This window comes from Pseudomonas sp. MG-9, assembly GCF_018729515.1.
Classification (GTDB): domain Bacteria; phylum Pseudomonadota; class Gammaproteobacteria; order Pseudomonadales; family Pseudomonadaceae; genus Aquipseudomonas; species Aquipseudomonas serboccidentalis.
In genome coordinates, this window is sequence record NZ_JAHHZH010000012.1 from 164,551 (window position 1) to 179,713 (window position 15,163).

The window sequence follows — 15,163 nt, forward strand, 5'->3', positions numbered from 1 at the left end:
ATACTCCGCAGCCTCATTCATTCAGGGATCGATCCATGTTCAAGGGACTGTTGCGTCTGGCGCCATACGCCGCGGCGCTGTTCACACTGATTTCCGCTGCCCATGCCGAAGATGGCCGCCGCGTGTTCACCGGCACGCTGGGCAAGATGCCGATTGTGGTTGAGCTCAACACCACGCAGCAGGACGAAGTCACCGGTCGCTACTTCTATGAGAAGTATCACCGCGACCTGGAACTTAGCGGTTCGCTGCAAGACAGCACGTTGAGCCTTGTTGAAGGCAACAACCGCTATGGCGACGACAAACCGCTGCCGACTCTGAAGCTGGAAGAGACTGCCAATGGCTGGCAGGGTGAATGGCAAAGTCCGCAGGGAAAGAAACTGCCGGTTAAACTCGCCGAGGCCAAACTTCCCGCGCCAACGTCAGCAACTTTGCCGTTCATTGCCGCGCTGCCAAACGGCGAGCCTTACGAGTATCTGCGCCTGCAGGGGCTCAAGCTCAAGCCGGAGAAGAAAGAAAACTTCATGGGCTACGACCTGCAATGGTGGACGGAGCCTGAGACAAAGATCTCACTGTTCAGCGTGGAGTCCGGATTGTCGAAAGATGATCAGCAGCGGGTAAACCAGCAGTTGCTCGGGCGACTCTGGAATGAAGTCATCAGTTACCATAGCTGCCAGTTGCGGGGTGGAGAAAACGTCGAATTCATGCAGCAGGCAGAGCCGAAAATGATCTCGCCAGCCGTGGTCAGCCTGAACATCTCCACCAGCTATTACTGCGGCGGCGCGCATCCGGATTTCGGTGATTCCCCGCTCAACATCGACGTGAAAACCGGTCACCCACTGTCGCTTGAAGATGTGTTGTGGGTCGGTGAAGGCAAACCATTGCTACACGCCGAGCGCGACAGCCTTGGCGACAAACCGCTGAGCGAGGCCGAAAGTGACGTGCGTTATCGGTATGTCAGCAAAGAGCTGGTGCCTTGGGTCATCAAGCAATTCACCGCCCTGTACCCCACGGAAATGAAGAAACCGGCGCAAGATGACGACTGTGATTTCACAGATGAAAGCATCTGGGGAACTTCACCGTGGTACTTCACTGATAAGGGCCTGTACCTGGGTGCTTACTTCGCTCGAGTACAACGCTCTTGCGACAGGCCCGACTGGTCGATCCTGCCGTACGCCGTCGTCAAACAACACCCCGGTGCCGTCAAACTGCAATTGCCCAAAGACTAACCGTCACGCCAACCCTGGTGCTTCCCGCACAATGAAGTGATCCAGGTTCTCGATGTTGGCACTGAACACCCCGAACGTCTGTTCGGGGTTCTTCTTGCTCGGCACCTGCTTCAACTCCGGCGTCACGCCATAGAAGAAACAGAACAACTCCTTATCGCTGTCGATCGCGTGCTTGATCTCTTCCAGAAACGCCTTGCGCTTGCGGTAGTTGTCGATCAACTTCTTGCTCAAGTAAACGTTCACCGAATACGGCTTCTTCTTCGCCTCATCCGCCTGCTTGAACCAGACCTTCTGCTCGAAATCGATGCGAAAACTCTGGGTGTAATCCTTGATCTCCTTGATCTTGCCCCAGTAAATCAGCCCCTTGTTGTCCGTCAGATACTCAATCTTCTTGAAGAACGACCCATAAGGCGCCGTGTGCTCACCGATCTTCAACGGCATGCGCTTGAGCAACTCCTTGTCGGCGAAGTTAGACACAAAACACTCCACCGGATGCGCAAACACACTGGTCTTGTCCGGCGCCGTCTCACGCCCCGGCGACTCTTTCGAACTCACCTGCGCCACCCGCACCGGATCATCCCGCAACACATCCGCCACCCCCGCGGGCGCAGCAGGCTTGCGCGCATACTCACGGCGGGTCAGCAACAACTCTGATGGGAAATGTTCTTCACGACCGTCATCCGCCTCGCCATCCGCCGTCTCAACGCCAGACGCTGAAGCCCTCAAACTCACATATGGACAACCCACCACATGTTGCGTACCGGGCAAGTTCTTGAAGTGCGGCGTGCGCACGTAATTCACATTCTTGGCGTTGAACGTGCCCAGTTCATTCGACGCATCAAACGCCAAACGACAGGTATCGTTGGGGCACTGGAAATGCTCCTTGGCCGAATCGAACGCCACCGTCTCATCGAAATTGAGATCGCGAACGTCATAGATCGACAACTTGTCGTCGAGGCTGAGGCAGTAGGCGAGATCGAATTTCATGGTGAGGGCTCGGATCCTTGAGGAGAAGATGGAGAGTTAACGAGTTAGGGGAGCACGTCGCTATTTAAATGTAACGCCTATAAATAGTGGCTCTTTGCTCTGTCATGTATTGAAACCCTTTTGGAGTTTGGAGACTATAGGAATTTTCCTACAGCCATTAACTACAAAAGGCGGCACTCGTGGTGATCAAGGCGGTCTCGAAGGAACGAATAGGCAGCGCGATGCTGGAGTTTGATCATAAATTTCGGAGTAGGTCTGAGTGGCGAGACTGGGAAAACAACCAAGCTCATCGTTATGCCATTAACGCTGGAGGTGAGCTGTACCCAGTGAAGAAAATCATCTCTCTGGCGACTGGTATTTCCGTAGGCGAGTTTTCGGGCGGGCATCCTGCCAACAGTTACCTTAAGAAGCGAGGCTTCACTGTTGTGGAGTTGCCGCGCGGAGAGGGTGAGCTAGTGTTACAGTTCACGCCGGAGGCTATTTACGATCGAAAAACTGAAATCAATGGTCCGTTCGGCGGTAGTCGGCAGAGCGGCATTGCAGCATCAGCTATCTATCCAGTGATTTTTTTGTTCACTGGCGATAGCGGTGAACAATACGGTTATGCAGATCGTTGGGACGACGGCGCCTACCTTTACACGGGCGAAGGGCAGCGAGGTACGATGACTTTGACTCGTGGCAACCGCGCTATTGCTGAGCATGCCGTGGATGGCCGAGCACTGCATTTGTTTAAGTCACTCGGCAAAGGAAAAGGCTGCGCTTATGTGGGTGAGTTTTCTTGTGCTGATATGTTCACGCGGACTCAACCGGATGTAACTGGCCAGGATCGTGCGGCTATTGTTTTTCGACTAGTCCCTGTTGGTATTTCTGGCGGAACGATTGAGGTTGGTAAAGAGGACGAGGATAAGGCTGACCTTCCTGAGTCTCTGGCTGCTGCGCGGCTGGTAGCGTTGGCTGCATGTAAGCTTGCCAGTGATGGAATCGTGCAATCCGCCCCGCGTAAGATTTATGAGCGTAGTCGGAAGGTCTCGTACTACGTATTGATGCGTGCTCAGGGAATATGTGAAAGCTGTGAGATGCCAGCTCCGTTCTTGAAGAAAGATGGCACACCCTATTTAGAGCCGCATCATGTGAATAGACTCTCCGATGGCGGTTTAGACCACCCACGGTTTGTGGCTGCTGTATGTCCAAGTTGTCACCGGGAAATTCACTCTGGGGTGCATGGCGCATTGGTGAATCAGAGATTGAAGCTTCGCTTGGAAGCAATTGAAGGTTGAGTATGCCCATCACGGGTTTTCTTTTTCGTACACATATGTACGCCGAGGGGGCAAACCCTCGGTCGATATTGATTGGTTGCCATGAACTCCTTACGAAGAGTCGGTATGGGGCTCGCAAGTGCTCCTATAAACACGTCACCTAACCCATTGAGCGCTTCGAAGATTGGAGCGCCTGAGCAACTCGTCGCCACCAAGGTCGAATCGTAGTGATTCTTCGCTGAGTCTGATCCCGCAACAGATAAGGCATATCCCGCAGCCGAATCCAGCCCTCATCCTGCCAATGCAGCAGACTCAACGACATCTCTGGCCAATCCAACAAGCTCAGCATTGGCCGATTTGAATCTCCCGAATCTGCTGCGTCGCGCAAGGTCGGCACTACCTCATTGGTCAGCCACTCACGCAACAACCGATTCCCCGGAACATAGTGATAGACCAACAGCGCGTACACCCCAGATTCACTGAGCATCAACTGCTGTTCTGGTTCTCGAAAGTACTCAATCCACAAGACGCGGCGTTGATCGCTATCTAGCTTGTTGACCACCCGCTCATTCAGATGGAAACCCATCAAACGGCCGACATCTCGGGCGGAGAACCATGGCTGGTTTTCGAGTAAAAGGGCATGTAGAGAAAGATTGTGGCGAGAGAACACTATTACCGGGAGCGGATCAGACATATCTATGACCTCTACGTTTTAGATTTTGGGAGGCCTGACCCCAACGTAGAGTGGACTTAAGAAATCCCAACGAGCAGAGCAGTTGCCACCGACGAATTACACGTCTGTGTCACTGACCAAGCTTTCTACGTTGGGCGTTTCTTAGGCACCTGTGATGGAGCTTAGTAGTGCTCGTGGCAGGCTTCAATGGGAAGCGACTGTAAGTGCTGTAGGAGATTGAACGCTGTGACGTAGGCATAAAAAGGATTACCGATCGCCCATAAAAAAAGCCCCGATCATATCGGGGCTTTTTTGCTTTCTCGATTCACCGACTCAGGCAGCAATCGTCAAATCGTGCCAAGCGAGACCATTAGTCCCAGCTCAGAGCGCCACCAGTTTGGTATTCGATCACTCTCGTCTCAAAGAAATTCTTCTCTTTCTTCAAGTCCATAATCTCGCTCATCCAAGGGAACGGGTTAGTCGTCCCTGGGTATTCCTCTTTCAAACCAATCTGCGACAAACGACGGTTAGCGATGAACTTCAGGTAGTCCTCCATCATCGCCGCGTTCATGCCCAGTACGCCGCGAGGCATGGTGTCACGTGCGTATTCAATCTCCAGCTGAGTCCCTTGCAGAATCATCTGGGTCGCTTCTTCCTTCATTTCGGCATCCCACAGGTGTGGGTTTTCGATTTTGATCTGGTTGATCACGTCGATGCCGAAGTTCAGGTGCATGGATTCGTCGCGCAGGATGTACTGGAACTGCTCGGCGACGCCGGTCATTTTGTTGCGGCGGCCCATGGAGAGGATTTGGGTGAAGCCGCAGTAGAAGAAGATGCCTTCCAGCACGCAGTAGTAGGCGATCAGGTTGCGCAGCAGTTCTTTGTCGGTTTCCGGGGTGCCGGTTTCGAACTTCGGATCGGAGATCGAACGGGTGTACTTCAGGCCCCAGGCTGCCTTTTTGGCGACCGACGGGATCTCGTGGTACATGTTGAAGATTTCGCCTTCATCCATGGCCAGCGATTCGATGCAGTACTGGTAGGCGTGGGTGTGGATCGCTTCTTCGAAAGCCTGGCGCAGGATGTACTGGCGGCATTCCGGGTTGGTGATCAGGCGGTACACGGCCAGGACCAGGTTGTTGGCAACCAGGGAGTCGGCGGTGGAGAAGAAGCCGAGGTTGCGCATCACGATGCGGCGCTCGTCGTCGGTCAGGCCTTCCGGGTTTTTCCAGAGGGCGATGTCGGCGGTCATGTTGACTTCTTGCGGCATCCAGTGGTTTGCGCAACCGTCCAGGTACTTCTGCCAGGCCCAGTCGTACTTGAATGGCACGAGTTGGTTGAGGTCGGCGCGGCAGTTGATCATGCGCTTTTCGTCAACGGCGACACGGGCGGAAGCGCCTTCGAGTTCGGCGAGGCCTTCGGCGACGTCGAGGGAGTTCAGTGCAGCCTTGGCGCGGGCCACGGCGGCCGAGTCGTCGGCGGTCACGGCGCGGGCTTCGAGCGCGGCGGCGCCGCCGGCGTTGTCGAGGCGGTCCATGTTGGCTTCAGAAGCGTGGCCGGCGTTGGCGCCTTTCACTGCTGCTACTTCACTGTCTTCTTTGTCGAATTCGTCCCAGCTCAGCATGACGTGTCGTCTCCTGCGTGAGGGCCTGTCGCCCCGTGTGAAACCTGATGGTTGGGTGGTTCACACGGTCGTACAGACCGCGTTGGATCTTAAGGAATCGTTTTTTGCAGCAGCTAAGGCAGGCAATAAAACAGAATTTTGTACGGGTTTCCGAGAGCCTCTGACGGGCGCAGATCAGCGTTGACGCTGCTGCGGGGCTTCAGAATGGCTTTGATCCCTGTAAGGGAATATTGCTGACCCGATTAGGGCGGCATTATAGGGAAAAAAACACGGCTGTGCTGAGGCGAATCCGCGCATGGAGCGGTCGAGGAGGGTGGTTTTTCGATGAGAGTGCGGGTTTACAGGGCTTTGCCGGGGATAGATTTTTTTTCGTAAAAATCTCGCCGTTGTGGATTTGCTCAAAAAACGAACAAAAAAACGCGTTTTTCACTACATCTAGTGTTTTGCAAGCATTTTTGACGACTCCAGACACAACTGAGCCCGACCGAAGCCGGGCTGGAATCGACCCTCAATGACGCGCTGAGAGATCCAATTCGGTGCAGTCTTGATCAGCCATTGGAGCAGCCGTTGCCCATCACGCTGTAGCGCAGGATGTGACGCTGGCCTTTGGAGTCGTCGTACTCCATTTTCATCGGTACCACTTCGCAGACATTCGGAACTTCGCTCATCGATACAACTTTGGCGATGTCCAGGTGAGTGGAGTAAGTGTATTCCTCGATCACCGGTTGTTGCTGTGCGACATCAGTCGGGACCTCGTCTGCCATGGCGGTTGCGCACAGACTGCTGAGGGCCAGAACCAATAAAGCTTTCATTTCAGATTTACCTTCTTGAGGTCGAGTGGGGTCACGCAACCTTTTTAGGGTTGCGTGTGGAACTTCATCGTTTGCACTTATTACTTGAGAGCTGGATTAACGGCCTTCGTGGGGGCTGTAACGTTGTTAATCGGTTTGCCTTGTCGGCGAGGTGGATTTTAGGGAGGTGGGGTGAGGGTAAACAGGTGGGGTTTTGATAAACACTTTTGGCAGATTTGGTAACAATCCCCGCAAAACACCGCGCAACCCTTGTAGGAGCTGCCGAAGGCTGCGATCTTTCGCCTTTGATTTTGCCAAGCAAGATCAAAAGATCGCAGCCTGCGGCAGCTCCTACAACCATCGTCGAATGGTTCTATGGGGCCGGCCCGGCTACAACGGAGTCATACAAAAACAACTATTCCACCGAGGTAAGAAAGATGAGTGCGGCTTCTCTGTATCCCGTTCGTCCCGAGGTTCTGGCCAATACGCTGACTGACGAGGCGACCTACAAAGCCATGTACCAGCAGTCGGTCGTCAACCCTGACGGCTTCTGGCGCGAGCAAGCCAAGCGCCTCGACTGGATCAAGCCTTTCACCACGGTGAAGCAGACGTCCTTCGATGATCACCATGTCGATATCAAATGGTTCGCCGACGGCACCCTGAACGTTTCCTACAACTGCCTCGACCGTCATCTGGCCGAGCGCGGCGATCAGATCGCAATCATCTGGGAAGGCGACGATCCTTCCGAAAGCCGCAACATCACCTACCGCGAACTGCACGAACAAGTCTGCAAGCTGGCCAACGCCCTGCGTGGTCAGGACGTACACCGCGGCGACGTGGTGACTATTTATATGCCGATGATCCCCGAAGCCGTGGTCGCCATGCTGGCCTGTACCCGGATCGGCGCGATTCACTCGGTGGTGTTCGGCGGCTTCTCGCCGGAAGCCCTGGCGGGGCGGATCATCGACTGCAAATCCAAAGTGGTGATCACCGCTGATGAAGGCATTCGTGCCGGCAAGAAGATCCCGCTGAAGGCCAACGTCGACGACGCGCTGACCAACCCGGAAACCAGCAGCATCCAGAAAGTCATCGTGTGCAAGCGCACCGGCGGCGACATCAAGTGGAACCAGCATCGCGACATCTGGTACGAAGACCTGATGAAAGTGGCGGGCACCGTGTGCGCGCCGAAAGAGATGGGCGCTGAAGAGGCGCTGTTCATCCTTTATACCTCCGGCTCCACCGGCAAGCCGAAGGGCGTGCAGCACACCACCGGCGGTTATCTGCTGTATGCGGCGATGACCCACGAGCGCGTGTTCGACTACCGCCCGGGCGAAATCTACTGGTGCACCGCCGACGTCGGCTGGGTCACCGGCCACACTTATATCGTCTACGGCCCGCTGGCCAATGGCGCGACCACCGTGCTGTTCGAAGGCGTGCCGAACTACCCGGACATCACCCGGGTGGCGAAGATCGTCGACAAGCACAAGGTCAACATCCTCTACACCGCACCGACCGCGATCCGCGCGATGATGGCCTCCGGTACCGCTGCTGTTGAAGGCGCTGACGGCAGCAGCCTGCGTCTGCTCGGTTCGGTGGGCGAGCCGATCAACCCGGAAGCCTGGGACTGGTACTACAAGAACGTCGGTCAGTCCCGTTGCCCGATCGTCGACACCTGGTGGCAGACCGAAACCGGCGCCACCCTGATGAGCCCGCTGCCGGGCGCCCATGCTCTGAAACCGGGTTCGGCGGCGCGTCCGTTCTTCGGCGTGGTGCCGGCGCTGGTCGACAACCTCGGCAACATCATCGAGGGCGAGGCCGAGGGCAATCTGGTGATTCTCGATTCGTGGCCAGGCCAGGCGCGTACGCTGTATGGCGACCACGATCGTTTCGTCGACACCTACTTCAAGACCTTCCGTGGCATGTACTTCACCGGTGACGGTGCACGTCGTGACGCCGATGGTTACTACTGGATCACCGGGCGTGTGGACGACGTGCTCAACGTCTCCGGCCACCGCATGGGGACTGCCGAGATCGAAAGCGCGATGGTCGCCCACCCGAAAGTCGCCGAAGCGGCGGTGGTCGGTGTGCCGCACGACATCAAGGGGCAGGGCATTTATGTCTACGTGACCCTGAAAAACGGCGAGGAGCCGAGCGAGCAATTGCGCCTGGAGCTGAAGAACTGGGTGCGTAAGGAGATCGGCCCGATTGCTTCGCCGGACGTGATCCAGTGGGCGCCGGGGCTGCCGAAGACCCGTTCGGGCAAGATCATGCGCCGGATCCTGCGCAAGATTGCGACCGGTGAATATGATGGGTTGGGGGATATCTCGACCCTGGCGGATCCGGCGGTGGTGCAGCATTTGATTGATACGCACAAGACGATGAATGTGGCGTAAGCCTGTCTGATGCATTGAAGAGCCCTGTCCGGTGATTGCCGGGCGGGGCTTTTTTGTGTCTGGGGGTTTTGTGGTGGCTGTGCTGGCCTCTTCGCGAGCAAGCTCGCTCCCACAGGTTGATGGTGTTCTGCCTGAAAGAACGTAATCCTATTCTGTCTTGGGTTTTGTGGTGGCTGTGTTGGCCTCTTCGCGAGCAGGCTCGCTCCTACAGTTGATCGGGTTTCTTCAGGTGGAGCGCGATCCACTGTAGGAGTGAGCCTGCTCGCGATAGCCATCTGTCAGACACCGGTGCACTCCGCTGTCGGAACCCAAACCCGTCAACCAATAATTATCGATTTCTCGCACAAGCCCCTTCCCGCTGTTACCCACACCCACCCGAGTAACCAAATGTGTAACCGCCCGCCCCGCAGCGGGGCGAAGGGAAACGCATCGCCCCGTTCTAGAGCCTCAAAACCCCCAATGAAAAATAAGACACAACGCTGCGCTTGCCGGATTAGAAGGGTTTGCGAATAATAGGCCCGCAATTTGCAGCATAGATCGGTTCACTGTCTTTCGCTCTTGCATGAATTTGCAAGGCTGTCAATGCGCTCAAGCGGGTTTCTCTGTGCATCTGTAATTAGTTGTCGCATTGAAGAAATATCGGCTTCGGGCCTGTCGTTAGAATGCCGATCACTCGCTCATCGTGGCTGACGTTGAAACCCCTGGTGGTTTCAATGGGAAATTTCCCACCGATGCTGCGCCGCTTTTCCGATTCACCCATTCGCATATTGGGCTGTCGCTCACTCTGCCGTTTTTGCCCTTTACCGATGGAGTCCCAAGATGAAGAAACTTGTGCTGCTTGGCGCCCTGGCACTGTCCGTGCTGTCGCTGAATTCCTTCGCTGATGAAAAACCTCTGAAGATCGGTATCGAAGCGGCTTACCCTCCGTTCGCTTCCAAAGCGCCGGACGGCAGCATCGTTGGTTTCGACTACGACATCGGCAACGCCCTGTGCGAGCAGATGCAGGTCAAGTGCGTGTGGGTCGAGCAAGAGTTCGACGGTCTGATCCCGGCACTCAAAGTGCGCAAGATCGACGCGATCCTGTCGTCCATGTCGATCACTGAAGACCGCAAGAAGTCCGTGGACTTCACCAACAAGTACTACAACACTCCGGCGCGTCTGGTCATGAAGCAGGGCACCGTTGTCAGCGACAACCTGTCTGAGCTCAAGGGCAAGAACATCGGCGTGCAACGTGGTTCGATCCACGAGCGTTTCGCCCGCGAAGTCCTGGCCCCGCTGGGTGCCGAGATCAAGCCATACGGCTCGCAGAACGAAATCTACCTCGACGTGGCCGCCGGTCGCCTCGACGGTACCGTGGCTGACGCCACCCTGCTGCAGGACGGCTTCCTGAACACCGATTCCGGCAAAGGCTTCGCCTTCGTTGGCCCGCAGTTCACCGACGTCAAATACTTCGGCGACGGCGTGGGCATCGCTGTGCGCAAAGGCGACGCGCTGAAAGACAAGATCAACTCCGCCATCGCGGCCATCCGCGAAAACGGCAAATACAAAGCCATCCAGGACAAATACTTCGCCTTCGATATCTACGGCAAGTAACACGTCTCTGCGACAAGTCAGAAATGGCGCAAGCAACAGGTCTCTGCGGTTTGCGCCATTTTTTCATCCCAACTTTCGAGGACCTGAATCATGTTGAAAGGCTACGGGGCTGTCATCCTCGATGGCGCATGGCTGACGCTTCAGCTCGCCTTGTCGTCCATGGCCCTGGCCATCGTTCTCGGGCTGATCGGGGTCGCGTTGCGCCTGTCGCCGATTCGTTGGCTGGCGTGGCTGGGCGATCTGTATTCCACGGTGATCCGCGGGATCCCCGATCTGGTGCTGATCCTGCTGATCTTCTACGGCGGTCAGGACCTGCTCAACCGTGTCGCCCCGATGCTCGGCTATGACGACTACATCGACCTGAACCCGCTGGCCGCCGGTATCGGCACCCTCGGTTTCATCTTCGGTGCGTACCTGTCGGAAACCTTCCGTGGCGCGTTCATGGCGATCCCCAAGGGCCAGGCCGAAGCCGGTATGGCGTATGGCATGAGCAGTTTTCAGGTGTTCTTCCGGGTGATGGTGCCGCAGATGATTCGCCTGGCGATTCCCGGCTTCACCAACAACTGGCTGGTGCTGACCAAGGCGACCGCGCTGATTTCGGTGGTCGGTCTGCAAGACATGATGTTCAAGGCCAAGCAGGCGGCGGATGCCACTCGCGAGCCTTTCACCTTCTTCCTCGCAGTGGCGGCGATGTACCTGGTGATCACCAGTGTCTCGTTGCTGGCGCTGCGTCACCTTGAGAAGCGCTACTCGGTAGGCGTAAGGGCGGCTGATCTATGATCTTCGACTACAACGTCATTTGGGAGGCCATGCCGCTGTACCTCGGCGGGCTGCTGACCACCCTCAAACTGCTCGCGCTGTCGCTGTTGTTCGGTCTGCTGGCGGCATTGCCGCTGGGCCTGATGCGCGTTTCCAAGAACGCAGCGGTCAACGGCATCGCGTGGCTCTTCACCTATGTGATCCGCGGCACACCGATGCTGGTGCAGCTGTTTTTGATCTACTACGGTCTGGCCCAGTTCGAAGCGGTGCGTGAAAGCTTCCTCTGGCCGTGGTTGTCCAGCGCGACGTTCTGTGCGTGCCTGGCGTTCGCGATCAACACCAGCGCCTACACCGCCGAAATCATCGCCGGCAGCCTGAAGGCCACGCCGAACGGCGAGATCGAAGCCGCCAAGGCCATGGGCATGTCGCGCTTCAAGATGTACAAGCGCATCCTGTTGCCATCGGCCCTGCGCCGGGCGCTGCCGCAGTACAGCAACGAAGTGATCATGATGCTGCAGACCACCAGTCTGGCGTCCATCGTGACCCTGATCGACATCACCGGTGCGGCCCGTACCGTCAACGCGCAGTACTACTTGCCGTTCGAGGCGTACATCACCGCCGGCCTGTTCTACCTGTGCCTGACCTTCATTCTGGTGAAGCTGTTCAAGCTGGCCGAGCGTCGCTGGTTGAGCTACCTGGCCCCGCGGAAGCACTGATATGGAACGCATCGACCACGTATTGCCGTGGAGCCACCTGGGCAGCGAGCGCAAGATTTCCGTGTTCCGTTTCGGACAAGGCGAGCGCAAGGCCTACATCCAGGCCAGCCTGCACGCTGACGAATTGCCGGGCATGCGCACCGCCTGGGAGCTGAAAAAGCGTCTCGGCGAACTCGAAGCCCAAGGCTTGCTCAACGGTGTGATCGAGCTGGTGCCGGTCGCCAACCCGCTGGGCCTCGGCCAATTGCTGCAAGGCAATCATCAGGGGCGTTTCGAGGCGGGCAGCGGCAAGAATTTCAACCGTGATTTCGTCGAGCTGAGTGCGCCGGTTGCGGCGGCGCTGGCCGACAGCCTCGGTGACGATCCGCACGCCAACATTCGCCTGATCCGTCAGGCGATGGCTGATCATCTGGCGGCATTACCCGAGGCGAGCAGCCAGTTGCAAGGCATGCAGCGCGTTTTGCTGAGCCATGCCTGCACCGCTGACGTGGTGCTGGACTTGCACTGCGACACTGAAGCCGCGCTGCACATGTATGCGCTGCCGCAGCATTGGCCGCAGTGGCGTTCTCTGGCGGCGCATTTGAATGTGAAGGTGGGTTTGCTCGCGGAAGACTCCGGCGGCAGCTCGTTCGATGAAGCGTGCTCGTTGCCATGGCTGCGCCTGTCGCGGCAGTTCCCGGACGCGCAGATTCCGCTGGCGTGCCTGGCGACCACCGTCGAACTGGGCGGTCAGGCCAATACCGACCGCGCTGATGCGGTGGCGTGGGCCGAAGGCATTCTGGCGTTCCTCGCCGAGCAGGGCCTGATCACCGGTGAGTGGCCGAAACCGGCGCACGAAGCCTGTGAAGGCATGCCGTTCGAAGGCACTCAATTGTTGTTGGCACCGCACCCTGGTGTGGTGAGCTTTTTGCGTAAACCCGGCGAGTGGGTCGAAGCCGGGGATGAGATTTTCGAAGTGATCGATCCTGTGTCCGATCGGGTCAGCACGGTGTGTGCTGGTACCTCCGGGGTGCTGTTTGCCATTGAACGGCTGCGCTATGCCCAACCCGGTTTCTGGCTGGCCAAGGTGGCGGGGCGCGAAGCGCTGCGTCACGGGCGCTTGCTCAACGACTGACTGACTGTTTTTGTGAGAACCGACCGCATGTACAAACTTGAAGTCCAAGACCTGCATAAACGCTATGGCAGTCACGAAGTGCTCAAGGGCGTGTCCCTGAAAGCGGCAGCCGGCGATGTGATCAGCATCATCGGCTCCAGTGGCTCCGGCAAAAGTACTTTCCTGCGCTGCATCAACCTGCTCGAGCAGCCGCACGCGGGCAGGATCCTGCTCAACAACGAAGAGCTGAAACTGGTGGCGAACAAGGACGGCGCGCTGAAAGCCGCTGATCCGAAGCAGCTGCAGCGCATGCGTTCGCGCCTGTCGATGGTGTTCCAGCACTTCAACCTGTGGTCGCACATGACTGCGCTGGAAAACATCATGGAAGCGCCGGTCCACGTGCTGGGCGTGTCCAAGGCCGAAGCGCGCGAGAAGGCCGAGCACTACCTGAACAAGGTCGGCGTGGCCCATCGCAAAGACGCGTTCCCGGGGCACATGTCCGGTGGCGAGCAGCAGCGCGTGGCAATCGCCCGTGCCCTGGCGATGGAACCGGAAGTAATGCTGTTCGACGAACCGACTTCGGCCCTCGACCCGGAACTGGTTGGCGACGTGCTCAAAGTCATGCAGGCCCTCGCTCAGGAAGGCCGCACCATGGTGGTGGTGACCCACGAAATGGGCTTCGCCCGTGAAGTGTCGAACCAGTTGGTGTTCCTGCACAAAGGTGTCGTGGAAGAGAGCGGCAACCCACGTGAAGTGCTGGTTAATCCGCAATCGGAGCGTTTGCAGCAGTTCCTGTCGGGTAGCTTGAAATAATCAGAACTGCCGATATGCACCGGAATAGTGCATGCTTCGCAGCCTGAAGGTTGGCTCCGATCCCCTGTAGGAGCTGCCGAAGGCTGCGATCTTTTGCTCTTGTTTTTGAAGATCAAAAGATCGCAGCCTCGTTTCACTCGACAGCTCCTACAGTGGGCGCTGCGCAGGTTTCGAGATTTGCGTTCATTTACGGGCTAGCATTGGCCCATGCCTTCATCACCGTTCTTCGTTTCGGATTGCCCGCCCATGACTGCCCATCGAATTGGTTTCCTGATTTGGCCCAGCACTAAAGCGTTGACGCTGGCGCTGGCGGAGGAGGCCTTGCGTGTTGCTCAGCGGGTGCACCCGGAGGTGGTTTACGAACTGGCGTTCCTGCAGGCCGAAGCTGTTACAGAAACTGCGGCCGAAGGCGCCTGGCAACTGCCGGGCGAGGCGTGGACCGGCAAGCTCGAAAACTTCCAGAAACTGTTCCTGCTCGCTGACGAGCCGCCGACCACCCTGGCCCCGGCGCTCAGCAGCGCGCTCAAGCAGCTGGTGCGTGCCGGTTGTGTGATCGGTGGTCTGTCGGCCGGTGTGTATCCGCTGGCGCAGCTCGGTCTGCTCGACGGTTACCGCGCCGCCGTGCACTGGCGCTGGCAGGACGATTTCGCCGAACGTTTCCCGAAAGTCATCGCCACCAGTCATCTGTTCGACTGGGATCGCGATCGCCTGACCGCATGCGGCGGCATGTCGGTACTCGACCTGCTGCTGGCGGTGCTGGCCCGTGATCACGGTGCGGAACTGGCCGGTGCGGTTTCCGAAGAGCTGGTGGTCGAGCGCATTCGCGAGGGCGGCGAGCGTCAGCGCATCCCGCTGCAGAATCGTCTCGGCTCCAGCCATCCGAAGCTCACCCAGGCGGTGCTGCTGATGGAAGCCAACATCGAAGAACCACTGACCACCGACGAAATCGCCCAGCACGTGTGCGTGTCCCGTCGGCAACTGGAGCGGATCTTCAAGCAATACCTCAACCGCGTACCGAGCCAGTACTACCTGGAGCTGCGCCTGAACAAGGCCCGGCAGATGTTGATGCAAACCAGCAAGTCGATCATCCAGATCGGCCTGTCCTGCGGTTTCTCTTCGGGACCGCATTTCTCCAGCGCCTACCGCAACTTCTTCGGTGCCACGCCGCGGGAAGATCGCAACCAGCGGCGCAGCAGCAGTCCGTTCGAGCTCTCGTCGGTGCCGCCCGAGCGCGGCTGAACA

General features: G+C 57.5%; 13 protein-coding genes. 9 read left to right on the forward strand and 4 right to left on the reverse strand.

Annotation, left to right across the window (positions count from 1 at the left end; genetic code table 11):
- The first annotated feature begins 35 nt into the window (after positions 1–35).
- Entirely contained in the window at positions 36–1,226 is a 1,191-nt protein-coding gene (locus KKQ10_RS26625; RefSeq protein WP_215502798.1) for a hypothetical protein, read from the forward strand.
- Between the two features lie 3 nt (positions 1,227–1,229).
- Here KKQ10_RS26625 and KKQ10_RS26630 read toward each other — a convergent pair whose 3' ends face one another.
- Positions 1,230–2,213, reverse strand: a complete 984-nt coding sequence (locus KKQ10_RS26630; protein ID WP_215502799.1) for a hypothetical protein — start codon at positions 2,211–2,213, stop codon at positions 1,230–1,232.
- A gap of 221 nt (positions 2,214–2,434) precedes the next feature.
- Here KKQ10_RS26630 and KKQ10_RS26635 point away from each other — a divergent pair, with 221 nt between their 5' ends.
- Positions 2,435–3,490 (forward strand): HNH endonuclease, encoded by a 1,056-nt coding sequence (locus tag KKQ10_RS26635; protein WP_252191770.1) that lies wholly within the window; start codon positions 2,435–2,437, stop codon positions 3,488–3,490.
- Between the two features lie 139 nt (positions 3,491–3,629).
- Here KKQ10_RS26635 and KKQ10_RS26640 read toward each other — a convergent pair whose 3' ends face one another.
- The 3 genes from KKQ10_RS26640 to KKQ10_RS26650 form a co-directional block, all read right to left on the reverse strand.
- Positions 3,630–4,163: a BRO-N domain-containing protein gene (locus KKQ10_RS26640; protein WP_215502801.1), complete on the reverse strand. Its 534-nt coding sequence runs from the start codon at positions 4,161–4,163 to the stop codon at positions 3,630–3,632.
- A gap of 349 nt (positions 4,164–4,512) precedes the next feature.
- Entirely contained in the window at positions 4,513–5,763 is a 1,251-nt protein-coding gene (locus KKQ10_RS26645) for a ribonucleotide-diphosphate reductase subunit beta (protein ID WP_127651343.1), read from the reverse strand.
- Positions 5,764–6,311: 548 nt separating this feature from the next.
- The gene (locus KKQ10_RS26650) at positions 6,312–6,575 is read right to left on the reverse strand and encodes a DUF2790 domain-containing protein (protein ID WP_085578243.1); all 264 of its coding nucleotides are present in this window, start codon (positions 6,573–6,575) and stop codon (positions 6,312–6,314) included.
- Positions 6,576–6,991: 416 nt separating this feature from the next.
- Between KKQ10_RS26650 and acs the strand changes: the two genes are divergently transcribed.
- From acs to argR, 7 genes are all read left to right on the forward strand, one after another.
- Positions 6,992–8,947 (forward strand): acetate--CoA ligase, encoded by a 1,956-nt coding sequence (acs, locus tag KKQ10_RS26655; RefSeq protein WP_215502802.1) that lies wholly within the window; start codon positions 6,992–6,994, stop codon positions 8,945–8,947.
- An 819-nt stretch (positions 8,948–9,766) separates the two neighbouring features.
- Positions 9,767–10,540, forward strand: a complete 774-nt coding sequence (gene aotJ, locus KKQ10_RS26660; RefSeq protein WP_025112900.1) for an L-arginine-binding protein AotJ — start codon at positions 9,767–9,769, stop codon at positions 10,538–10,540.
- A 90-nt stretch (positions 10,541–10,630) separates the two neighbouring features.
- Entirely contained in the window at positions 10,631–11,320 is a 690-nt protein-coding gene (locus tag KKQ10_RS26665; RefSeq protein WP_003227287.1) for an ABC transporter permease, read from the forward strand.
- Positions 11,317–12,015, forward strand: a complete 699-nt coding sequence (locus tag KKQ10_RS26670) for an ABC transporter permease (RefSeq protein ID WP_127651346.1) — start codon at positions 11,317–11,319, stop codon at positions 12,013–12,015. The genes KKQ10_RS26665 and KKQ10_RS26670 overlap by 4 nt, the downstream gene beginning before the upstream one ends.
- A gap of 1 nt (position 12,016) precedes the next feature.
- On the forward strand, positions 12,017–13,129 hold the full coding sequence (locus tag KKQ10_RS26675; RefSeq protein ID WP_215502803.1) for a M14 family metallopeptidase: 1,113 nt from the start codon (positions 12,017–12,019) through the stop codon (positions 13,127–13,129).
- Positions 13,130–13,156: 27 nt separating this feature from the next.
- Positions 13,157–13,921 carry an ABC transporter ATP-binding protein gene (locus KKQ10_RS26680; protein ID WP_042607206.1) on the forward strand — a complete coding sequence of 255 codons (765 nt, stop codon included), beginning with the start codon at positions 13,157–13,159 and terminating at the stop codon, positions 13,919–13,921.
- A gap of 246 nt (positions 13,922–14,167) precedes the next feature.
- Positions 14,168–15,160: a transcriptional regulator ArgR gene (gene argR, locus KKQ10_RS26685; RefSeq protein WP_164747887.1), complete on the forward strand. Its 993-nt coding sequence runs from the start codon at positions 14,168–14,170 to the stop codon at positions 15,158–15,160.
- Positions 15,161–15,163 lie beyond the last annotated feature (3 nt).